Origin of the sequence: Brevibacterium sp. K11IcPPYGO002 (assembly GCF_050920635.1) — a bacterium.
Taxonomy (GTDB): Bacteria; Actinomycetota; Actinomycetes; order Actinomycetales; family Brevibacteriaceae; genus Brevibacterium.
In genome coordinates, this window is sequence record NZ_CP131929.1 from 3,150,650 (window position 1) to 3,171,909 (window position 21,260).

Annotated in this window: 17 protein-coding genes; 7 read left to right on the forward strand and 10 right to left on the reverse strand. The window is 64.8% G+C overall.

Translation table 11 applies throughout. The features are described 5' to 3' along the window. Window positions 1–272: 272 nt before the first annotated feature. The 10 genes from groL to QYM46_RS14525 all read right to left on the reverse strand — a co-directional run bounded on the left by groL (window position 273) and on the right by QYM46_RS14525 (window position 11,448). On the reverse strand, window positions 273–1,865 hold the full coding sequence (gene groL, locus QYM46_RS14480) for a chaperonin GroEL (protein WP_169252980.1): 1,593 nt from the start codon (window positions 1,863–1,865) through the stop codon (window positions 273–275). A gap of 36 nt (window positions 1,866–1,901) precedes the next feature. Then, window positions 1,902–2,195: a co-chaperone GroES gene (gene groES / locus QYM46_RS14485; RefSeq protein WP_039209993.1), complete on the reverse strand. Its 294-nt coding sequence runs from the start codon at window positions 2,193–2,195 to the stop codon at window positions 1,902–1,904. 420 nt (window positions 2,196–2,615) lie between these two features. Continuing rightward, window positions 2,616–3,818: a ubiquitin-like domain-containing protein gene (locus QYM46_RS14490; protein ID WP_432789509.1), complete on the reverse strand. Its 1,203-nt coding sequence runs from the start codon at window positions 3,816–3,818 to the stop codon at window positions 2,616–2,618. Window positions 3,819–4,036: 218 nt separating this feature from the next. Next, window positions 4,037–5,038: a TatD family hydrolase gene (locus QYM46_RS14495; protein WP_432789510.1), complete on the reverse strand. Its 1,002-nt coding sequence runs from the start codon at window positions 5,036–5,038 to the stop codon at window positions 4,037–4,039. Continuing rightward, on the reverse strand, window positions 5,038–6,753 hold the full coding sequence (gene metG / locus QYM46_RS14500; protein WP_432789511.1) for a methionine--tRNA ligase: 1,716 nt from the start codon (window positions 6,751–6,753) through the stop codon (window positions 5,038–5,040). Before metG ends, QYM46_RS14495 begins: the two co-directional genes overlap by 1 nt. A 203-nt stretch (window positions 6,754–6,956) precedes the next feature. Beyond that, window positions 6,957–8,021: a hypothetical protein gene (locus tag QYM46_RS14505; protein ID WP_432789512.1), complete on the reverse strand. Its 1,065-nt coding sequence runs from the start codon at window positions 8,019–8,021 to the stop codon at window positions 6,957–6,959. 293 nt (window positions 8,022–8,314) lie between these two features. Further along, a complete protein-coding gene (gene rsmI / locus QYM46_RS14510) occupies window positions 8,315–9,418 on the reverse strand; it encodes a 16S rRNA (cytidine(1402)-2'-O)-methyltransferase (RefSeq protein WP_432789513.1) in 1,104 nt (367 codons plus the stop codon). Further along, the gene (locus tag QYM46_RS14515; RefSeq protein WP_432789514.1) at window positions 9,415–9,846 is read right to left on the reverse strand and encodes a DUF4190 domain-containing protein; all 432 of its coding nucleotides are present in this window, start codon (window positions 9,844–9,846) and stop codon (window positions 9,415–9,417) included. The genes rsmI and QYM46_RS14515 overlap by 4 nt, the downstream gene beginning before the upstream one ends. Window positions 9,847–9,941: 95 nt before the next feature. Next, entirely contained in the window at window positions 9,942–10,421 is a 480-nt protein-coding gene (locus tag QYM46_RS14520) for a DUF4190 domain-containing protein (RefSeq protein WP_432789515.1), read from the reverse strand. Window positions 10,422–10,713: 292 nt separating this feature from the next. Continuing rightward, window positions 10,714–11,448: a DUF4190 domain-containing protein gene (locus QYM46_RS14525; protein WP_432789516.1), complete on the reverse strand. Its 735-nt coding sequence runs from the start codon at window positions 11,446–11,448 to the stop codon at window positions 10,714–10,716. 187 nt (window positions 11,449–11,635) lie between these two features. On the opposite strand from QYM46_RS14525, the gene QYM46_RS14530 reads away from it, so the two are divergent. The 7 genes from QYM46_RS14530 to QYM46_RS14560 all read left to right on the forward strand — a co-directional run bounded on the left by QYM46_RS14530 (window position 11,636) and on the right by QYM46_RS14560 (window position 21,249). After that, window positions 11,636–13,552 (forward strand): dolichyl-phosphate-mannose--protein mannosyltransferase, encoded by a 1,917-nt coding sequence (locus QYM46_RS14530; protein ID WP_432789517.1) that lies wholly within the window; start codon window positions 11,636–11,638, stop codon window positions 13,550–13,552. A gap of 355 nt (window positions 13,553–13,907) precedes the next feature. Next, complete coding sequence (locus QYM46_RS14535; RefSeq protein ID WP_432789518.1) at window positions 13,908–15,362, forward strand: cytidylyltransferase domain-containing protein; 1,455 nt, start codon at window positions 13,908–13,910, stop codon at window positions 15,360–15,362. Continuing rightward, window positions 15,359–16,246, forward strand: coding sequence for an N-acetylneuraminate synthase family protein (locus QYM46_RS14540; protein ID WP_432789519.1), 888 nt, complete (start codon window positions 15,359–15,361; stop codon window positions 16,244–16,246). The genes QYM46_RS14535 and QYM46_RS14540 overlap by 4 nt, the downstream gene beginning before the upstream one ends. A 114-nt stretch (window positions 16,247–16,360) precedes the next feature. Continuing rightward, window positions 16,361–17,356: a glycosyltransferase family 2 protein gene (locus QYM46_RS14545; RefSeq protein ID WP_432789520.1), complete on the forward strand. Its 996-nt coding sequence runs from the start codon at window positions 16,361–16,363 to the stop codon at window positions 17,354–17,356. Next, entirely contained in the window at window positions 17,353–18,810 is a 1,458-nt protein-coding gene (locus QYM46_RS14550) for a polysialyltransferase family glycosyltransferase (protein ID WP_432789521.1), read from the forward strand. Before QYM46_RS14545 ends, QYM46_RS14550 begins: the two co-directional genes overlap by 4 nt. Then, window positions 18,807–19,808, forward strand: coding sequence for a hypothetical protein (locus QYM46_RS14555; protein WP_432789522.1), 1,002 nt, complete (start codon window positions 18,807–18,809; stop codon window positions 19,806–19,808). Before QYM46_RS14550 ends, QYM46_RS14555 begins: the two co-directional genes overlap by 4 nt. Continuing rightward, a complete protein-coding gene (locus QYM46_RS14560; RefSeq protein ID WP_432789523.1) occupies window positions 19,795–21,249 on the forward strand; it encodes a DUF6716 putative glycosyltransferase in 1,455 nt (484 codons plus the stop codon). Before QYM46_RS14555 ends, QYM46_RS14560 begins: the two co-directional genes overlap by 14 nt. The last annotated feature ends 11 nt before the right edge of the window (window positions 21,250–21,260 follow it).

Here is a 21,260-nt window from a genome sequence, read left to right on the forward strand (position 1 = left end):
AGGTCCCGGATCGGGAGCCTCCGCGACACCATAGCTGCGAGAGACCTCGGGAAAGTGAATGAGGCGCGACAGTCGAGTGAACAGAGGCGTGGACGACAGGCCGAACCGGCGAAGCCGGCGACCTCGGAACGGCACGGGCGATCTCATAGGACGGGCCGCCTCGGTGAGGGTGAATGCGCCGATGAAGACGACAGTGAATGCGACAGTGGCCCGGAACGTGATGTTCCGGGCCACTGTCGTGGTCAGAGAAAACTGACGTCCGAGCGGGTGGCTCAGTCCTCGTCCTCTTCGTCCTTCTTCTCGACGACCAGGGTCTCAGTGGTGAGAACCAGGGCGGCGATCGAAGCGGCGTTGCGCAGTGCCGAACGGGTGACCTTGACGGGGTCGATGATTCCGGCGCCGATGAGGTCGCCGTATTCATCGATGGCGGCGTTGTAGCCCTGGCCGGACTCGAGGTCCTGGACCTTGGCGACGACGACGTAGCCGTCCTGGCCCGCGTTGGCAGCGATCCAGCGCAGCGGCTGGACGACTCCGCGCTTGACGATCTCGGCACCGGTGAGTGCGTCACCGGTCAGACCGAGGTCGTTGCCGTCGAGGACCTTCGCAGCGTGGATCAGAGCCGATCCACCACCGGCGACGACGCCCTCTTCGATGGCGGCACGAGTCGCGGACACGGCGTCTTCGACGCGGTGCTTGCGCTCCTTGAGCTCCACCTCGGTGGCGGCGCCGACCTTGATGACGGCGACTCCGCCGGAGAGCTTGGCCAAGCGCTCCTGCAGCTTCTCGCGGTCCCAGTCGGAATCGGTGTTCTCGACCTCGGCGCGGATCTGAGCGACACGACCGGCAACAGCATCGTCGGCACCGGCACCATCGATGATGGTGGTGTTGTCCTTGGTGACGGTGATGGTGCGGGCGTTGCCGAGCTCTTCCAGGGTGACCTGGTCGAGCTTCATGCCCATGTCCGGGGTGACGACCTGGCCACCGGTGAGGACGGCGAGGTCTTCGAGGATGGCCTTGCGGCGGTCACCGAAGCCGGGAGCCTTGACGGCGGCGACGTTGATGATTCCGCGCAGCTTGTTGACGACCAGGGTCGACAGAGCTTCACCCTCGATGTCCTCGGCGATGATGAACAGCGGCTTGCCGGCCTGCTGCACCTTCTCGAGGACGGGCAGGAGCTCCTGGATGTTGGAGATCTTGCCCTGGTTGATGAGGATGAGAGCGTCGGAGAGCACAGCCTCCTGACGATCGGCATCGGTCACGAAGTGCGGCGACAGGAAGCCCTTGTCGAACTGCATTCCTTCGGTGATCTCGAGCTCGACGGACGCGGCCTGCGACTCGTCGATCGTGATGACGCCGTCCTTGCCGACCTTGTCGAAGGCATCGGCGATGAGCTTGCCGATCTCAGGCGACTGAGCCGACAGACCGGCAACGTGTGCGATCTCCGAGGAGTCGGCGACGTCGCGGGCGATCGTGCCCAGCTGCTGCGAGACGGCCTCGACGGCGGTCTCGATGCCGCGCTTGAGCTGTCCGGGTGCGGCACCTGCGGCAACGTTGCGCAGTCCTTCGTTGACGAAGGCCTGCGCGAGAACGGTCGCAGTGGTGGTTCCGTCGCCGGCGATGTCGTTGGTCTTGGTGGCGACTTCCTTGGCCAGCTGTGCGCCGAGGTTCTCGTACGGATCGTCGACCTCGACCTCACGGGCGATGGTCACACCATCGTTCGTGATCGTGGGAGCGCCCCACTTCTTGTCGAGCACGACGTTGCGGCCCTTGGGTCCCAGTGTCACCTTGACGGTGTCGGCCAGGGTGTTGACACCCTTTTCGAGTGCACGACGGGCTTCGTCGTTGAATTCCAATGATTTAGGCATTCGTCCTCCTGTCAGTGAAGTTGTTGTTCAGGGGATTCAGCCGATGACGGCGAGCACGTCGCGAGCCGAGAGTACGAGGAACTCTTCGCCTGCGTACTTGACTTCGGTGCCTCCGTACTTGGAGTAGATGACCTTGTCGCCGACGGCGACGTCGACCGGCACGCGGTTGCCGTTGTCAGCAACGCGGCCCGGGCCCACTGCGACAACTTCGCCTTCCTGAGGCTTTTCCTTGGCGGTTTCGGGAATGACCAGACCACTGGCGGTAGTCTGTTCTGCTTCGACCTGACGGATGACAATCCGATCTTCGAGTGGCTTGATGGAGACCGACATATCGGGCCCTCTCCCTTCGCTGGGTTCTATTTCATCGAGTCAGACGGCGGCTGCTGCCATGAACCTCTCGTCGTCGCGGGTGCCGAGCGATTCGACCGTCTCATGAAACTGGCACTCAATGAGTGCTAGTGCTAATTCTGACTCTAGAACGCTCTTAGCACTCGGTCAACTTGAGTGCCAGCAATTCGTCATGCTCTGGGCGAAAGTTCAGATTGGGGCCGGGAAGTCGGGGCCAAGGCACCGAAAAGCGTGGGCCCCGAGGATCTCTCCTCGGGGCCCACGCTCCTTGCTGACCGCCTCAGCTCAGTTGTCGATATCTGTTGTCAATGGCGGCCAGGTCTGTGGTGGCGCCGCGCGCCGTGCTGAGTCATCGTCGGCCGTCGCACCTCGGGCGCGACTTCGGCCGATCGATGCCTCAGATCAGGCGCACTGCCACTGTCCCCAGCCGGCCTTGGCCTGCAGGATCTTCGCACGCTTGAACTGCTCCTGCGGGCTGGCATCCGACGGGTTGCCGCTGCCGCCGACCGAGTGCCAGGTCTGAGGCAGGAACTGGAACAGGCCGAAGTGGGTGCCGTTCGTTGCACGGGGGTTGAAGTTCGATTCGCACTCGACGACCGAGTACCACTTGGAACCGGGTCCGCCGAGCATCGCCTTGATCTCAGCGGTGGACATGGAACCGCCGCCGGAGCCGCCGCCGGTGCTCGAGTCACCGGAGTCACCCGAACCGGAATCGCCGGAATCACCCGAGTCGGAGCCGCCGGTGTCCGCCGGTTCTTCCTTCTTCTTGGTGCCCTGGATGACGATCTTGGCCTTGGGCTCGGAGAGGACCTTCTCGTCCTTCTTCTCCTTCTTCACCTCTTCGCCGTTGATCGTCTTGACCTTGTAAGTGACCTGCTTTTCGCCGTCCTTGCCTTCGGTCTCGACCTTGGTCTCACCCTCGTAGAGGGAGTCGGACTTCTTGGTCTCGACCTTGGCCTTGATGGTCTGCTTGTCCTTGACGGTGTCGTTCTTCACGCGGTTGACGGTGAGCACCTGGCCGTCGGAGACCTCGGCGGACATCGGCACGGACAGGAAGTCGTCCTTGTCGAGCTTGACGCCCGTGTCCTTGAGCGCCTCCTTGGCGGTGCCCACAGCGGCCGAGACCTTGTGGTCCTTGCCATCGGCGACGACGGTGAGGTCCTTGGACGTGGTCACCTCGATGTCATTGCCCTCGTCCTTCAGCCGCTGGCTGGCCTTCGCGTTGAGATCGGCGCCCTTCGCGTCGACGCCGAGGTCGGCCAGAGCCTGACCCACGGTGTTCGCGTTGGTCCATTCGTTCGTTTCCTCGCCATCGACGGACAGCGCCACCTTCTTCGCCGTGTTGACGGTGATCGTCATGTCACGGTCGACCTTGGTGCCCACACCGGGCTTGACCTGGTCGCGCTTATCGACATCGATTTCGTGGCTGTCGAGGATGTCCCCGACCGTTCCGCCGAAGGTTCGGATCTCTTCGGCCTGTCCGTTGACCTCCAAGGTCACAGGCTTGTTCATGGTCACAACCGCGCCCGTGCCACCGACGAGTCCGGTGATCACGACCGCCTGTGCAGCGATCTGAACCTTGCGGTTCTTCAGAAAATCAATCACAAAAATATCCCTGAGCAGAGTTTATCGACCTGATTACTGTAACCGATTCGTTACACGGTTCGCAAAATATCACGGAAATGTAACGGTGTGAGTTTCCTGAGGGCGTGTCTGACCTGGAGTTCCCCATGTTTTAGGGGCATTCCCGATCGTGATATTTCCTCGCCGAGGCGGCGCACCGATTCGTTACCTCGCTCACTGAGCGAAGGGCTGAGCCCGCCTCAGTCCCAGCTGCCGAGGGCCCGCTCCGCGTTGGTCCACACGGCCGCACACAGATCCTCTTCGCTCATTCCACGCACCTCGGCGAGTTTCCGCGCCGTGATTGCCGTGAGGTAGGGACCTCCAGGCTTCCCGCGGTGCGGGTGCGGGGTGAGGAACGGTGCGTCGGTCTCCGTCAGCAGCAGCTCCAGCGGAGCCGCCGCCGCGGCCCGCCGCAGCTCGTCGGCGTTCTTGAACGTGAGGTTGCCGGCGAACGACATGTAGTAGCCTTCCGCGGCGCACTCGCGGGCCATTGCCTCGTCTCCGGAGTAGCAGTGGAAGATCGTGACCTCGGGGGCGCCTTCCTCCTTGAGGATGCGCAGCACATCGGCGTGTGCCTCCCGGTCGTGGATCTGCAGTGCACGTCCCGTGCGCTTGGCGATCTCGATATGGGCACGGAAGGAGCGCTGCTGTTCGGCGACGCCCTCCTCTGCTGTGCGGAAGTAATCGAGACCGGTCTCCCCCACCACACGCATGCGCTCATGCGAGCTCACGAGCGATTCGATCTCGGTGAGAGCGTCGTCGAGCAGGCCGCGTTCGGCCAGCCGCGGTGCCTCGTTCGGGTGCAGTGCGGCTCCGCCGATCATCCACGTCCGCCCCTCGGCAGGAGGAGTGGGCACGGTGCGGGGGTCGGCCGCCTCGGCGAGGGATCCCACCTGCGTGGCCGCCTCGGCGGGGGTGCCTGAATATTGGGATGCCACGAGCGCCGTCGTCCACCGGGCTGCCGGCAGGTCGCAGCCGATCTGGACGATTCGACGGACACCTGCCTCGGCGGCGGTGTCATGGAAGAAATCCAGCGTCGGGAACTCTTCGTCCGTCTCCGGGGTCACCTCGGGTTCCGGTTCGCCGGCGCCCAACGGCAGCCGAACACCCGTGCAGATGTCGAGGTGGGTGTGGGTGTCGACGATGGGGTGAGCGAGCGGTTCGGGCACCGGTGGATAGGTTCCGGCGGCGCGCGAGGCCATTATTCGGTCTCCTCCACGAACTTCGGGAACACCGGTTCGGGTTTCGGCAGGGGCGTGCCCGGCTCGAGCGGGAACTTGACGGCCGCGAACGACCGGGGATCCGCCTCGGCGGCGGCGATGCCATCGGCAGCGGCCTCGGCGACGTTCGGCGCCAGGGCGGCCGAAGCGTAGGCGGCACCGGCGGCGACACCGATGCCCGCACCCGCGGACACGGCACCCATCGCCTCGGCGCCGGATCCGGAATCGACGGCGGTCGGCAGGACCTTCGCACCGGCCTCACCGCTGCCGGCGGGCACACCGAGGAGGTCGAGGATCTTGCCCGCGGAATCGGGCATGACCGGCTGGATGAGGATGGAGATGATGCGTACGACCTCGATCGTCACCCACAGCACGGTGGCCATGCGATCGGGGTCGGTCTTCTTCAGCTTCCACGGTTCCTGCGCGGAGAAGTAGCGGTTGGCCTCGGACAGCACCTTCCAGCAGGCCTCGACGTAGAGGTGGAGAGCCTGGGTGTCGACGTGGCGTCGGGCGGTCTCCGGTACGGCGCGGGCGAGGGCGAGGAGCTTCTCGTCCGCCTCACTGAGAACGCCTGGCTGCGGCACCTGGGCGTCGCAGTTCTTCTGGATCATCGACAGCGAACGCTGGGCGAGGTTGCCGTATTCGTTGGCGAGGTCGGAGTTCTTGCGGGTGATGATCGAGTCCTTCGTGTACGAGCCGTCGTGGCCGTAGGAGAACTCGCGGAAGAGGAAGAAGCGCAGGGTGTCCAGGCCGAAGGCGTCGACGAGGTCGAGCGGGTCGACGACGTTGCCGACGGACTTCGACATCTTCTCTCCGGAGTTGAAGAGGAAGCCGTGGGCGTGGACGCGCTTGGGCAGCTCGATGCCGGCGCTCATGAGGAATGCGGGCCAGTAGACCGAGTGGAAGCGGATGATGTCCTTGCCGATGATGTGGACGTCGGCGGGCCACCACTTCGCGAACTTCTCGTCGTCGTCCGGGAAGCCGGCGGCGGTGATGTAGTTCGTCAGGGCGTCGATCCACACGTACATCACGTGCTTGTCGTTGCCGGGCACGGGCACGCCCCAGTCGAAGGTGGTGCGGGAGACGGAGAGATCCTTGAGCCCGGAGGAGACGAACGAGGCGATCTCGTTGCGGCGGGAGTCGGGACCGATGAACTCGGGGTGGTTCTTGTACAGCTCGAGCAGCTTGTCCTGGTACTTCGAGAGGCGGAAGAAGTAGGACTCCTCTTTGGTCCAGGTCACCTCGGTGCGGGTTTCCTTGGACAGGCGGACACCGTCGACGACTTCGGTCTCGTCGTCGGTGTAGAAGGCCTCATCACGCACGGAGTACCAGCCGGAGTACGTGTCGAGGTAGATGTCGCCGGCCTCTTCGAGCTTGCGCCAGATGGCCTGCGACGCGGTGTAGTGGTCGTCGTCGGTGGTGCGGATGAACCGGTCGAAGGTCGAGCCGAGGGCGAGCTGGGTGTCGCGGAAGTTCTTCGCATTGTCGTCAGCGAGTTCCTTGGGGGTGATGCCGAGCTTGTTCGCCGCCTGCAGCATCTTCAGTCCGTGCTCGTCCGTGCCGGTGCAGAAGAACACATCATGATTGTCCAGTCGCTTGAACCGGGCGATCGTGTCGGCCGCAATGTACTCATAGGCATGCCCGATGTGAATGGCCCCATTGGGGTAGGCAATCGCTGTCGTCAAGTAGTAACCCATAGGGAACTCAGTCTAAGGGACGCGGTGCGACGGGCACGCATGGGCGGGTGCGGGACCTTCGACCGCGAAAGCACCGTTTGAGTCGAATAGCCCCTGTTTGAACACGTGCTGTGCGCCTCAAACCGTGTAGCCGCCGCTCTCGACTCCGCTGAAAGCACTGCGCAGCTCCGTACGACGTGAGGAGGAGACACCGCGAGACGGAGTCAGAGAACAAGCCTATTGCGGCACCGCCCACGGAGCTCAGGAGCCTGGTGGAACAGTTTCTCACCGAACTGCTTCGGCGACTGGACCTCATTGAACTTGAAGCGCACTACTTTGTAACCCATCGCCAGCAGACGATTGTGCTGCCGGCTCTCCTTGTTCATGACGTCGAAGCCTCCATCGACATATTTCTGAGCCCCGTCTACATAGAGAGCTACCTGGTCCTCACGGAGCAGGAAATCGAGTCTCGTCAGCAGACGACCCCCGTCGAGGATTTCAATCTGTTGGGCAAAGTTACACAGTCCGAGCAGATGCAGATTGAACGCCGCTCGGCTCTCCGCGTAGCTTTCGGAAAGGGGCGACGCAAGCCTTGCCAGCTTGGACGCAACCTTCTTTCCTTTGGCCAGACGTATGATCGGCTCCAGAAAGAGGTCGATCTGCGTTTGGGGAACATCGCCGAGCAGAGTGGGCGGATACCCGAGTCTGAAAATGAGGTCCTCGTCGTCGCCGAGCATACGGCGACGGAGCACTTGTTCCATCGCTGCGAATCCGGCGGCGTTTCCGAGTTCGCTTCGAAGGTCCAGCGCAGTGCGAACCGGGGTCGTCACCCGCAGCCCGGCAACAGTGCAGATGTCTTCCGCCGCGATCGTCCTGCGCCGACGCACCAGTTCACTGGTCCGCGTGCTCGCCGCCGGATGGAACACCGACACTGGCTGATCCGGCTCGTTGAACATCCCGATCCGGTGTAATCGCGCAGCTGAGACTCCGCATACGATGTCATCCGGGCGAAAGTGCGGATAGTGGATGATCTGCAGGCGTTTCCGATGTTCTTCATACCTGCGCGCCTGAGCAGGTTCTCTGGTCAGGTTCGCTTCGTGTTGCTCAAGCCAGGCGATGTCCGTCGCGAAAACGGAGAACCGCTTGTGTGAGCTGACATTGCACCTTCGGATCACCGAATACACGCCTCGAGACAGCTTCTTCAGGCAGCAGTCCAACGCTCCTCTGATATCCGTCGTTGAGATTCCGACGTTCCGCAGGTCCTGAAAGTAAACGACATTGCTCTTCATGTCGCCACCATGTCGACATGCTGTCAGCGGCGACAAGACCCGATTCGAAGACTGTGGATACAACCCGAACGTCCACATGCGTAAGGTGGCTCAGTGAAGGTCGGATCAACAGCACGCTGAGCACGAGTCGCAACGCTGTTCCACCGCCCCTCACCGTCGGAATCGGTGGCTATTGTCGCTGACGGCCCAGTTTGAGTTGAAAAGCACCTGTTTGAAACCGTGCTTTCTGACTCTGGGTGTGCCGCAGCAATCCACAACGGAAAACGTTCAAGTCACGGTCACACTCGCCCACGTCACTCGCGGTGGAGCCAGGCCTCGTAGACGTCGCGCTTGGACAGGCCGAACTTCTTCGCCACCTGCCCGGCCGCGTCTTTCGCGCGCACTCCGGAGTCGACCAGCGCGCTGACCTCGCCGAGGTGGTCCTCCGGGGCCGTTTCGACCTCGGTGGCGCCGGCGAGCACGAGGGTCAGTTCCCCACGCAGTCCCCCGGCAGCCTGATCACGCAGGGAACCGACGGTTCCGCGCAGTGTCTCTTCGTAGGTCTTCGTCAGTTCGCGGCTGATGGCCATGGGCCGGTCGATGCCGATGATCTCGGCGAAGTCGTCCATCGCATCGGCGATCCGGTGCGGGCTTTCAAAGAAGACCATCGTCCGCTTCTCCGCCTTGAGTTCGGTCAGCAGGGTCTTGCGCTGCCCGGACTTGCGCGGCAGGAACCCTTCGAAGCTGAACCGGTCGCTCGGCAGTCCCGAGACTGCGAGCGCCATGAGCACCGCGGACGGACCCGGTGTCGACGTGATCGGAAGTCCCGCCTCGGCGCAGGCCTTGACCACGCGGTAGCCGGGGTCGGAGACGGCGGGCATTCCCGCGTCGGAGAGCAGAACAACGGTCTCACCGGCGGCGATGAGCTCGACGAGCTCGGGAGCACGGTGGCCCTCGTTGTGGTCGAAGACGCTGATGACCCGTTTCGTGTGCGTGAGATCGAGCCGCTGCGCCAGCGACAGGAACCGACGCGTGTCCTCGGCGGCGATGACATCGGCCGTTTCGATGGCCTCCCGCATCCGCGGGCTCGCGTCACCGAGGTTGCCGATCGGAGTCCCGACCAGGATCAGTCGACCGCCGGTGAGGTTCGGACCGGAGCTCAGCCCGGCGGGGTCGGTCTGATCGGTCAGGTCGGGCGGGGCCGCCTCGGCGGGGTCGGTCTGATCGGTCTGGTCGGGCGGGGCCGCCTCGGCGTGGTCTGTGTGGTCGATGTCATCGGACGGCGCCGCCTCGGCGAGGTCGTCGGCTCGGTGGTCGGCGGCCTCGGTGGGGTTGTCGTCGTTTCGGTGGTCGGCCGCCTCGGCGGGTTCCTCGTTCGAGGAGAACTCACGATCGGGAATCGTGGAATCCTCGGTCACGAAGCGCCTTCAGCCGCGAAGAGCACGGCGAACAACCCGACGTAGAGGAGGATCATGAAGACCCAGAAGAGGATCCACAGCGCAGTGCCGATGTAGCCGACCCACAGAGCCGCGATCGCCATGCCGTCGCCGCGTTCTCCGCGTTCGCGGATCTGCTTGCGGGCGATGTGGCCCATGATGATGCCGGCGATGCCGCCGATGAAGACAGACGAGATGAAGCCGAAGATCGAGGCGCACATGCCGACGATGGCCAGCACATTCGTCGGCGGAAGCGGCTGGTACACGTAGCCGGGTCCGCCGGCGTACTGCGCATTGGCAGCGGAGGCGCTGTTCTGACTGTACGACTGGGCACCGTATGAGCCGCCGGCGCTCGACTGGGGCTGCTGGTAGTACATGTCCGGGTTGTTCCAGTTGTTCTGGCTGCTCATGGCGAAGTCTCCTTGTGGTTGCCTTCAACGGTACAGAGTCGTCGGTGGCGGCAAAAGGCGGGGCGGTTACAGGTCAGTCACAGTTGGCGGGGCGGTCAGCTGACGGTTCCTCCTCCGGCGGCGATCGCTGCGCCGATCATGAGCGCGATGACGCCGAAGTAGACCAGCCAGAATCCGACCCAGAAGAGCACGCTCAGGTAGCTCAGCCACAGCCCGGCCACGGCCATCCCGTTGCCGCGTTCCCCGCGGGCTTTGATCTGCGAGCGGGCGACGTGGCCGAAGATGATGCCGACGATGCCGAGGAAGAAGAACGAGGAGATGAACGAGATGAGGCCGAGCACCAGCGCGACGATCGACGAGGAGTTCGTCGGCGCCACCTGCTGGTAGACGACGACCGGTGCCCCGTTCCCGTAGGTCACCGGCGCCTGGACCAGGGCCGGCGAATGGACCGGTGCGGAAACACGAGCCGGTGCGGGCGTGCGGACCGCGACGGGTGCGTGGGCCGCTGCGGGTGCGTGGGCCGAACCGTTCGACCCGGTGTAGGTGGTCCCGAGGGGCAGTACGCGAGTGTTCATGTCCGTTCCGTTCCGCTGGCTGTCGTTGATCGTCAGGGCTGTTTCGGGCCGTGATCGACGGATGTCCCGATGTCTGAGATCAACGCTACCCACCTGCGGCGAGCGCGGTGGCCGAATCGTGTTGCAGTCCTGCACCACAGGTTGCAGAATTCCCTCGCCGAGACGGCCCGACCGTCCCGTACCCGCGTGAACTCAGGGTGCACGCAGTGTCCCGGGCGGACGGCCCCAAGTCACACGAGGCGGTCCCGTGCCAGGGTGACCTCGGCGGTCATCCGCGGTCGCGTCCGGCGGCTCAGTAGCTGCTCATCATGCCCAAGAAGCCGATGCCCAGGATGCCGATCATGATGATCGCCATGATGAGCCCGAGGGCGATGGTCACGTAGCCGATGATGAGCCCGGCGATCGCCTGCCCACGGCCGTCTTCGCCGGTGTTCTTGATCTGGTTGAGGCCGATGTGGCCGAAGATCACGGCGAGCACCGGTGCGATCCATAGGAGCATCGCGATGATGCTGAAGATGACGCCGATGAACGGAATCATCGACAGCAGACCGCAGACGAATCCGCCGCCGATTCCGGTGATTCCCATCCACATCGACCACACGGCCATCTTGTTGGGTGCGGGCCGGACGAAGACCGGCTGCGCACCGTAGGTCATCGGCTGACTGTACGCGCCGGGCTGGCTGTAGGCGCCGGACTGGCTGTAGGCGTCGTAAGCGTTCGGCTGGCTGTATGCACCCTGTTGGCTGTATCCGCCTGACTGCCCGTACGCGTTCTGCTGACCGTAGGCGCCGGGCTGTCCATAGGAGTTCTGCTGCCCATAGGGCTGTGCCTGCGAGTAGTGCCCCTGCGAATACTGTCCTGAACCGGACCCATACTGACCCGCGTCGGAACTGTACTGGCCCGCTTCGGAACCGTACTGTCCCGACTGCCCCTGACCGTACTGCGGCTGGGACCCGTAGTTGTTGTTGAACTGCTGCGAGCCGACCTGGGGAGGATCGCTCGGGCGGTAGTTGGGGTTGTTCGACACGTTGTGCACCATTCGCTCTGACTCCGGCTGTCTCCCACTACTCTAGTGATGCACGTCGGCGAATGCCCAAGAATCCTGCTCAAGGTGCCGAACCTCATGCTGTGGCGACTCACCCCCGCAACAACCGCTGCCGTTCCTGCGGGTCGCATGAGAGCCCCGCCCGCCGAGATCTCTAAACTGGACTCCGATGACACACACCGCAGACTCCCCGGCCCCCACCAGGCGCATCGCCCGCGAGCGCCTGGCGAGGAAACGCGAAAAGGTGCGTGCCGGTGCCGCTGCGATGCGCCGCGAAACCTTCCACGCCGGCATGTGGGCCACCCGCGCGCCACGGTGGATGTGGCCCGCACTGCTCGTCATCACCGGAATCGGTGCGGCCCTGCGCTTCTTCCGCCTCGACTTCCCGCACCGCTTGATCTTCGACGAAACCTACTACGTCAAGGACGGCTACTCGGTCTTCAACTTCGGCTACGAACGCTCCTGGCCCGAGAACGCCGACGACTCCTTCAACACCGGCGACCCCAGCGTCATCGAGCCCACTCCCGAATACGTCGTCCACCCGCCCCTGGGCAAATGGCTCATCGGGTGGGGCATCGACCTCTTCGGCGCCGACGACTCATTCGGCTGGCGCTTCACCGTGGCGATCATCGGCACCCTGACGATCTTCCTCCTCGGCGTCATCGCGTGGAAGCTCTTCCGCTCGGCATTCTTCGCCTGCGTCGCCGCCGGCCTGCTCGCCATCGACGGCGAGCACTTCGTCCACTCCCGCACGAGCCTGCTCGACATCGTGCTCATGGCCTTCGTCCTCCTCGCCTTCTTCTTCATCCTCCTCGACCGCGAGCAGGTGACGAAGCGCCTGGCCAGCTGGACCCAGCGCACCGCGGAGATCGACAGCTTCGCACCGGCCCTCCCACAGCAGAATTCAGATCCCCTCGCCGAGGCGGCCGCCTCTCCCCCACCGACCCCCACCGAGGCGGCCGTCTCCACCCCATCCTCCCCATCCGAGGTTCCCCGAACCTTCCCGACCGAACTCAGCGAGTCGATCTCTGCCGTCCCCTTCACCGAGGCGGCCCCGCCAACCGCAGCCACCCGACGTCGGCCTCGGACCAGGTCAAGGGACGTGATCAACTTCGGGCCCCGCCTCGGCGCGCGTCCCTGGATCTTCGCGGCGGGGATCAGCCTCGGCCTGGCTACGGGAGTGAAGTGGTCGGGTCTGTATGCGCTGGCGGTGTTCGGGATTCTGCTCGTGCTGTGGGACGTGCATTCGCGGTCTCGGGCCGGGGTCGTACATCCGTGGCTGGGGATGCTCATCCGCGACAGCATCCCGTCGTTCTTCAAGCTCGTGCCGATCGCGCTCGTGACCTATGTGGCGTGCTGGACCGGGTGGATCCGGTCGGACGATGCGTGGGACAGGCAGTGGGCTGCGGAGAACTTCGGTTGGTGGAGTGCGCTGCCGAAGTGGTTGGACTGGCTGCCGTCGTTGGCGCACTACCACTACACGGCGTACTCGTTCCACGTCGGCCTGGACTCGGAACATCCGTACATGTCGAACCCGTGGGGTTGGATCGTGCAGTGGCGGCCGACGTCGTTCTACTACGAGTCCTACGACAAGGGCGATATGGGGTGCACGGTCGCGAAGTGCTCGTCGGCGATCACCTCGGTGGGCAATCCTGTGATCTGGGGCTTGGCCGCGTTGGCTGTGCTCGTCTGCCTCGTCGTGTGGATCATCCGCCGAGACGTCCGCCCGGCCGTCATCCTCGCCGGCCTCGCCGCGACCTGGCTGCCGTGGTTCGCCTACCAGGAGCGGACGATCTTCACCTTCTACACCATCGTCATGGTGCCGTTCGTCGTGTTGGCCGTGACGTACTGTCTGACCCTGGTGTGGGGTCGGGTGCCTGCGGGCGATGGACAGGTGGCCGCTGCCCCTTCGAAGAAGCAGCGATTCGCCCGGATCTCGGCGGCACTGTTCGCCAGACGATTGAGCGTCGGCATCTTCCTTGTCGCAGCGATCCTCGCATTCGCCTACTTCTGGCCCATCTACACCGGCGAAGTCATCCCGTTCTCGGCCTGGAACAACCGCATGTGGAACATCACCTGGCGCTGAGCCGTCGGCGTCGGCGTGCACCTGTGCCCCGCACTGGCTCCGTCGAATCACGCCGCTGTCGGCTTCGCGCCAAGCGTCATCGACTTCTGTCCCGAGCGTCATCGACTTCTGTTCCACTCGTCATCGACTTTTGATCAGATACTCATGTTCGAACCGGATTATCCGTCCAAAAGTCGATGACACGTTGTCGCGCACCTGCACAAAAGTCGATGAGGCTCCCACCGGCTCTGCCCAGTCAGCACCCACCGCCCGCGGCCCACCGGTGCATCCGTCACGGGTTCGCCATCGGAGGGTCGCCTCGGCGACATGGCGTGTTCACCTTGAGGTAACACCCCGTCGTTAGCGTCGAATCATTGTGAATGACCATTCGACGACCTACGAGCCCAACGCAGCCGAGTTTCAGTCAGAAATGAAGCCGGATGCGCGCACCACCGTGGCCGCGGACCAGGCGGCAGAAAGCACCACTCCAGTGGCAGGCAGTGCCCCGGTAGGCCCCTTCCCTGCAGGCAGCGCCTCCCCAGCGGCAGGCCGCGCCACCCCAGCAGAAACCACCTCCCCCACTCCCCACCGCACCGTCGCGATCATCCCCGCACGCGGAGGGTCCAAGGGCATTCCGCTGAAGAACCTGCAGAAGGTCGCCGGAATCTCGCTGCTCGCCCGCGCCATCAACGCCGCCCAGGCCAGCCCCAGCATCGATCGCGTGATCGTCTCGACCGACCACGACGGAATCGCCGCCGAAGCCCTGCGCGCCGGCGCCGAGGTGGCCCACCGCCCCGCCGAGATCGCCGGCGACACCGCCACCAGCGAATCCGCGCTCATCCACACCCTGTCGACCCTCGACGAGGACTTCGACATCACCGTGTTCATGCAGTGCACCTCGCCCTTCATCGACTCCGCCTCGATCGAGAACGCAGTGCGCACCGTCCGTGACGACCACGCCGATGTCGTCTTCTCCGCCGTCGAAGACCACTCCTTCCTGTGGCGCCTCGACGACGGCACCCGGGCCGTGGCCGTCGGACACGAGGCCAGCTTCCGTCCGCGCCGCCAGGACCGTGCCAAGCACTTCAACGAAACCGGCGCGTTCTACGTCATGCGCACCTCCGGCCTCATCGAGCACGAGCACCGCTTCTTCGGCCGCATCGGCATCGAGGAGGTCCCGCCCGAGCACGCCCGCGAGATCGACGACATGTCCGACCTCACCCTCGTCCGCGCCATCGCCTCGACTCAGGAGACCGCCCAGGTCATCGACGTCGACGCCCTCGTCACCGACTTCGACGGCGTCCACACCGACGACGGCGCCTATGTCGACGAGGACGGAAACGAACAGGTTCGCGTCCACCGCGGCGACGGCATGGGCATCTCCCGCCTCGTGAACTCCGGGGTGCCCGTGATGATCCTGTCGAAGGAACGCAACCCGGTCGTCACCCGCCGGGCGGAGAAGCTGCGCGTCGACGTCGCCCAAGGCATCGACAACAAGGCCGGCATCCTCGACGCATGGATCACCGCCAACGACCTCGACCCGGCTCGCGTCGCCTACGTCGGCAACGACATCAACGACCTCGAGGCCTTCGACGTCGTCGGCTGGCCCGTCGCCGTCGCCGACGCGCATCCGCGAGTCCTCGCCGCCGCCCGCGTCATCCTCGACCGGCCGGGCGGACGGGGTGCAGTGCGTGAGGTCTGCGACCTCATTCCCATCCCCGCCGAGGCGGCCGACCCCCTTCCGAATCCGACCCTGACCTCACTGCGGCAGCAGCCGCAGTTCACCCACCGCGCGGAGAATTCGCGTGCCAACCGAAAGCAGGTTTCATGACTGATCAACTCGCCCCCGTGGCCATCGGAGAGCACCTCGTCGGCCCGAACCAGCCCGTGTACATGATCGGTGAGATCGGCATCAACCACAACGGCGACGTCGACATCGCCAAGCAGCTCATGGATGTCGCCGTCACCGCCGGTGCGCAGGCAGTGAAGTTCCAGAAGCGCAACCCCGAGGTGGCCGTCCCCGAACATCAGAAGTCGAAGATGCGCTCGACCCCGTGGGGCGAGATGACCTACATCGACTACAAGCATCGCGTCGAGTTCGGCATCGACGAGTACACCGAGATCGACCGATACGCCAAGGAAGTCGGACTCCAGTGGTTCGCCTCCCCGTGGGACACCGACTCCTTCGACTTCCTCGAGACCGAATTCGATGCCCTGACCTACAAGGTCGCCTCGGCCTCGCTGACGGACTTCGAACTGCTGCGCGCGATCGCCGCCACCGGCAAGCCCGTCCTGTGCTCCTCGGGCATGTCCGACTGGGAGACTCTGGACAAGGCCGTCGAGGTCTTCGACCGTGACAAGCTCGTGCTCATGCACGCCACCTCCACGTACCCGCTGCCTCCCGAAGAGGTCAACCTCACGGCGATCCCGGCCATGCGCGAACGCTACGGAGTTCCCGTCGGCTACTCCGGACACGAGCTCGGCCTCGAGATCTCGTTCGCTGCCGCCGCTCTGGGTGCCGCGACCATCGAACGTCACATCACCCTGGACTCCTCTATGTGGGGATCCGACCAGTCCGCATCGATGGAACCACGCGAATTCGCCTCCCTCGTCAAGGGCGTCCGCGTCCTCGAATCCGCGTTCGGCGACGGAGTCAAGCGCGTCATGCCGGGCGAGGAATCGAAGATCGATTCGCTGCGCAAGGTCACGGCCTGAGCAATCGGCGAAGCCACCTCGGCGAGGTTCTTCCGCCGCCGAGGTGGCTCTTCCCTGTCCGCCCCACCGACGGTCGGGTGACCCGACCGTGACCGCACCTTCCGGAGAAGCACCGTGACCGATTTCGACTTGAGCATCATCATCCCCGCGAAAGATGGTGCCCCCTACCTGAGCACACTGTTCCGCTCACTGCGGCAGCAGGGCCCCGTGTGGGACCGCACTCAGCTGATCTTCGTCAACGACGGATCGAGCGATGAGACACCAGAGCTGCTGGAGGAATTCAGCACGTGGTTCCCTCATTTCGAGGTGCTCACCAACCCCGAGGCAACGGGACTCGCCAATGCCCGCAACAAGGGTCTGGCATCTGCTCGGGGCGAGCACATCATCTTCCTCGACGGGGACGATTGGCTGGCTCCGGGGCATCTGTCCTCGATGCTGGCGGCGGCGCACAGGCTCGGAGTCGATTTCATCCGCTGCGACCATACGACGGTGGAGGGGACCAAACGGGTGCGCAAACTCGCGCCGATGTCGGTCCGTGATGTGCCGTTGGACCCCAAGGTGGGGATCCTGCCCGTCTACGAATCGACGATGGTCGACTATCCGTTCGCGTGGGCAGGCATCTTCCACCGGAGGGTGCTCGAACAGGGGATCCTCCATTTCCCGGAGAACTTCATGACCGCCGAAGACCGGTCCTGGATCTGGCGGCTGCACCTGCAGGCCGAGTCCTTCGCCGTCGTCGATGCTCCGGGGATCCTCTATCGACGCGGGCTGGCAGGGTCTCTGTCGCGCATCGTCGACATCCGACAACTGGATTTCATCCGCGCTTTCGGACAGATCTTCGACCTGGTCGCCGCCGAACCGGACGCCGACCGACTGTGGCCGAAGGCGATCCGCAACTGGCTGGCCATCCTCGACCATCAGATCAATCGTTTCGCAGCGTCCCCGGCGTCGCTGCGGCACCAGCTGAGGCGGGGTGCACGAACGATTTCGGCGAAGATTCCGCCCGAGTATCTGCGTGAGGAATTCGTTCTGCAGAAACAGGGACGGCAGCTCAACGTCAGCAGCTACCTCAATGACGCACCCTCGCTGGTGCTGGAGATGGTGAAGTGAAACAGATCTTCCTCGCTTCGACCCTGTTCGAGCTCGTCTGCCTGGCGGCCGGCATCGACGGCGGTGACTACGACCGGCCGGCGGCTCCGGCGCTGATGGGAACCGAAGGGCTCGCGCCCGAGGACGCTCCGGCACCGAGCGAGCGGATCCTTCTGGTCAGCAACAATGCCGTCGTCATGGAGCTCTCGGAGTCATTCGTCGACTCGCCGGGAGCCGCCTCGTTGATCGCCCGTTTCGATCGGGTCGTCGACCTCAACGAAGCGCTCGCGCCTCTGCACGTCCATCCGTCGTCGTGGCGACCCGATCATGCGGATCTGCCCGTTGTGGAATCGTATCTGCGCGGCCGCTGGGGTCTGGATGACACCGACGAGATCGAACTCGTGCTCGAATCACCCCAGGTCAACCCGGCCATTGCACTCGGCCGAGTGTTCTCCCGGGCGACGATCAGGGTGCATGCCGACGGGCTGATGAGCTTCGGCCCGACCCGCAACCAGATTCCCCTGACGAACGGTCAGCGCATGTCCGTGCTGCATTATCTGCCGCTGGTGCCGGGAATCTCGCCGAAGCTGCTCCGCGAATTCGGCATCGCCCACCGCCCGCTGGGTGTCGAGTCATTCACCGGTGTGGTGCGCGAGCTCGGTGAGCATTCGGCCGAAACTCTCGATGCGGAGCTGGGAGAGATTCTCAGTACCGAGCCGTCGGGTACTCGTCCGTGGGCACTGGTCGTCGGCCAGTATCTGTCGGCGCTGGGACTCATCACCTCCGAGGAGGAGACGCAGCTGCACATCGATATGATCGAGGCCGCTGCCGCCCGCGGCCTGGAGGTCGTGGTGTTCAAACCGCACCCGGCCGCTCCGCCGTCGCAGACGGGACCGCTGTTCGAGGCGGCACAACGACTCGGCATCACACTGCAGCTGTTCGACCTGCCCGTCATGGCCGAGGTCATCATCGATCGGCTGTCTCCCGACCTCATCGTCGGCGGGTTCTCGACCGCACTCATGACTGCCCGCCAGATCTATCAGGTGCCCGCCCTGGCCGTGGGGACGGATCTGCTGCTCGAAGCCATCGCTCCCTACCAGAACAGCAACCGCATTCCGCTGACGATCATCTCCGAGATCTGCGACGGCAGCGCCCCGGACAGAGCCGACGCGCATCCGCAGTTGGCGCGCCTGCTCGCGGCAGTCACCTACTGCATGGCACCGACCCTGTCGCACGATCTGCGCGACGCGGCGACGGACTTCCTCACAGAGGTCTTCGACGAGCACATCGGCGGCGATTCCGCCGACCGGTTCCGCCGCTATTTCAAACGCCGACGCCTCACTGCGCTCGCTCTGCCGGGCAGCACGACGAAAGCGTTTGCTCCGAAGCGGATGATCAGACGGTCGGGAACGCTCGTGATCAAAGCGGTAGCAAGAAAACAACAACGCATCATGAAACGGATCCAACACCGGTGACACCGAAGAAGAAGCGCCGGAGCGCCGTCGCTTTCGTCGAATCCCCTCTGCAATTCCTCTCTGCACTCGAATCCCATGAGCCGACGGAGGATCTGCTCATTCGGGCTCGGGCGAACGCGAAGGGCATGACCTCCTTCCTCGATGCCTTCGACCCGGCCTGGCTGCCGAAGAACGTCCGCCTCGACCGTGACGGGGCGAAGCCGGGGCTGCTGCGCAAGACGGCCTTCGACCGGATCTACCTCGGCGATGCCTGCTCCGGTCAGGTGCACAGAGCCTTGGCGCTGGCGTATCTCGAGCGCCGCATGCCCGAGGTCGTCATCCTCGACGACGGTCTGGCCACGTATTCGGCGATCGAGATCCTCACGGCCAAGCGCGGTCCCCTCGTGCGGCCCCGGCAGAAGCTCAAGGCCTCACGCACGGTCATGGCCGCGCACGTCGCCGACCGGCTGCGGGGCCTGGCGACGGTGGGCAAACTGCGCTGGCACACCGCCCTGCCGGTGGCCAAATCACTGCGCAAGGCGTTCCTCAGATCCGGCGGCGAGATCACCCGCCACCGGTTCGAACACCTCCAGACCCTGCCCACCGGCGGCAGCCACCCGCGCGACAACCCGGTCATCGGTTCGTCCCTGGCCGCCGACGGACTCATCGACGCCTTCGCCTACCGGGCCTGGGTCGATGAGATCATCGACGCTCACGGATCGATCACGTATTACCCGCATCGACGTGAGACCGAGGAGTTCCTCACCGACCTCGCCCAGGATGAGCGGGTGCGGATCAAGAACCTCGGTCTGCCGATCGAGCTGCGCCTGATCAATCTGCCGCCGAATTCGACGATCCGCAGCCTGCCGTCGACCGCGGCGGTGTCCCTGGCCGTGCTCAATCCGGACGTGACGATCGATGTCACCGAGATCCCCGCGAAGTGGTGGACCGGCGCCTCACCCGATAGTCTGCGACAGTCCCTCAACGCCCAGTCGGTCAAAGCAGATGACGATTCCTGAACCAGGCGACCCCCACCACAGTGGGCCGATCTTTCCGCCGTCGCTCTCCGACGTCCCGCCGCGGCCCTCGCATCTGACCGAGCGCACCCGCGCGGACGGTCAGTCGTCGCAGTCAGCCCACCCGGACGGACCGGTGCTGCCGCCTCGGCGATCGGCCGGGCTCGCCCTGATCCGCATTCTCTCGATCTCCGACAGCGAGTCCTACCTCAAGTGGGCGACCCAGCTGCTGTCGTCCCTGCCGGATGTCGAGGGGCGCGTGTTCCTCGTCGACAACCCGATCCTGCCGACCGACGAGCAGATCGCCAGCGCCGTCGCCGGCACCGACTGGGAACACCGCGAGGTGCCCGTCATCGCCCGATCCGACCTTGCCCGCGTCATCGCCGACCACTCCCCGGACATCGTCCTCGGCGCTGCCACCGGCCCGATCGTCGCCCAGGTCTTCCTCACTGCGCATACCCGCACCGACAGGCCGGCGTTGGTCTCGGGGCTGCCCGGAATGGGTCTGCCCGCCAGCGGCAAAGGGATGAATTATCGTCGGCTGATGGATGCGTTCATCGCCCATTCCTCCGCCGAGGTGACCGCCTACACCGAGGCGAGCGCGCGGTCGCAGGTGCCCTGCGAGGTGCTGTTGGCGCGCCTGCCGATGCTGCGCTCGGAAGGCATTCCGCAGCTGACTGCATCCCCCACCGCCGAGGCGGCCCCGCCGTCGGTCGGCTCCCCGCCCTCCCCGCCCTCACCGCCAGCCCCGGTCGGTGGCTCGCAGAGCGGCGCTCCTGCGCTCCCGCGCACCCTCGTCTTCGCTCCGCAGGCGAAGGTCCCGGCCGAGCGTGCCGACCGCGAGGCGATCATCGCCGCCGTGGCCGAATTCGCCGACCGGCACCCGGAGTCGACGGCAGTGATCAAGATGCGCTCGCGACCCGGTGAGTTCGAGACCCACCACGAGCAGCATTCCTACTTCGAGATCCTCGACGACTTCCGCACCCGCGAAGTCCCCGGCGCGGCACGCATCGAGTTGGGTTATGGTCCCCTCAGCGACTTCCTCACCGACGGCTCGGCCCTGGTCACCGTGTCCTCGACGGCGGCACTCGAATCCATCGATCGCGGCATTCCGACCCTGCTCATCTCGGACTTCGGCTTCGATGCCGGACTGCTCAATGAGGTCTTCGAAGGCTCCGGCGCCACCGGCACATTGGCCGATGTCGCTGCCGGATCAATCGGATTCCCTGACCCGGAATGGCTGACCGAGAACTACTTCCACGTGCAAGACGGACAGCTGCGCCGCGACCTCGGGCTGCTGGCGACCCGTGCGCAGGCCGGTCAGCTGCCGAATCGGCGGGCCGCGCTGCTCAAGCAGAAGCGAATGCTTCTTCGTGCCGAGCTGCGCACCGTCACCCCGGCCCCCGTCGTCAGCGCCTATCGCAAACTGCGTCGCACCCGCTGACCGTCGGCCAA

Excerpts from the sequence above, each read along its gene's own strand:
- groL (WP_169252980.1), bottom strand. The coding sequence starts at position 1,865 with ATGCCTAAATCATTGGAATTCAACGACGAAGCCCGTCGTGCACTCGAA.
- groES (WP_039209993.1), bottom strand. The coding sequence starts at position 2,195 with ATGTCGGTCTCCATCAAGCCACTCGAAGATCGGATTGTCATCCGTCAG.
- QYM46_RS14495 (WP_432789510.1), bottom strand. The coding sequence starts at position 5,038 with ATGGCCTCGCGCGCCGCCGGAACCTATCCACCGGTGCCCGAACCGCTC.
- metG (WP_432789511.1), bottom strand. The coding sequence starts at position 6,753 with ATGGGTTACTACTTGACGACAGCGATTGCCTACCCCAATGGGGCCATT.
- QYM46_RS14505 (WP_432789512.1), bottom strand. The coding sequence starts at position 8,021 with ATGAAGAGCAATGTCGTTTACTTTCAGGACCTGCGGAACGTCGGAATC.
- QYM46_RS14515 (WP_432789514.1), bottom strand. The coding sequence starts at position 9,846 with ATGAGCAGCCAGAACAACTGGAACAACCCGGACATGTACTACCAGCAG.
- QYM46_RS14520 (WP_432789515.1), bottom strand. The coding sequence starts at position 10,421 with ATGAACACTCGCGTACTGCCCCTCGGGACCACCTACACCGGGTCGAAC.
- QYM46_RS14530 (WP_432789517.1), top strand. The coding sequence starts at position 11,636 with ATGACACACACCGCAGACTCCCCGGCCCCCACCAGGCGCATCGCCCGC.
- QYM46_RS14540 (WP_432789519.1), top strand. The coding sequence starts at position 15,359 with ATGACTGATCAACTCGCCCCCGTGGCCATCGGAGAGCACCTCGTCGGC.
- QYM46_RS14560 (WP_432789523.1), top strand. The coding sequence starts at position 19,795 with ATGACGATTCCTGAACCAGGCGACCCCCACCACAGTGGGCCGATCTTT.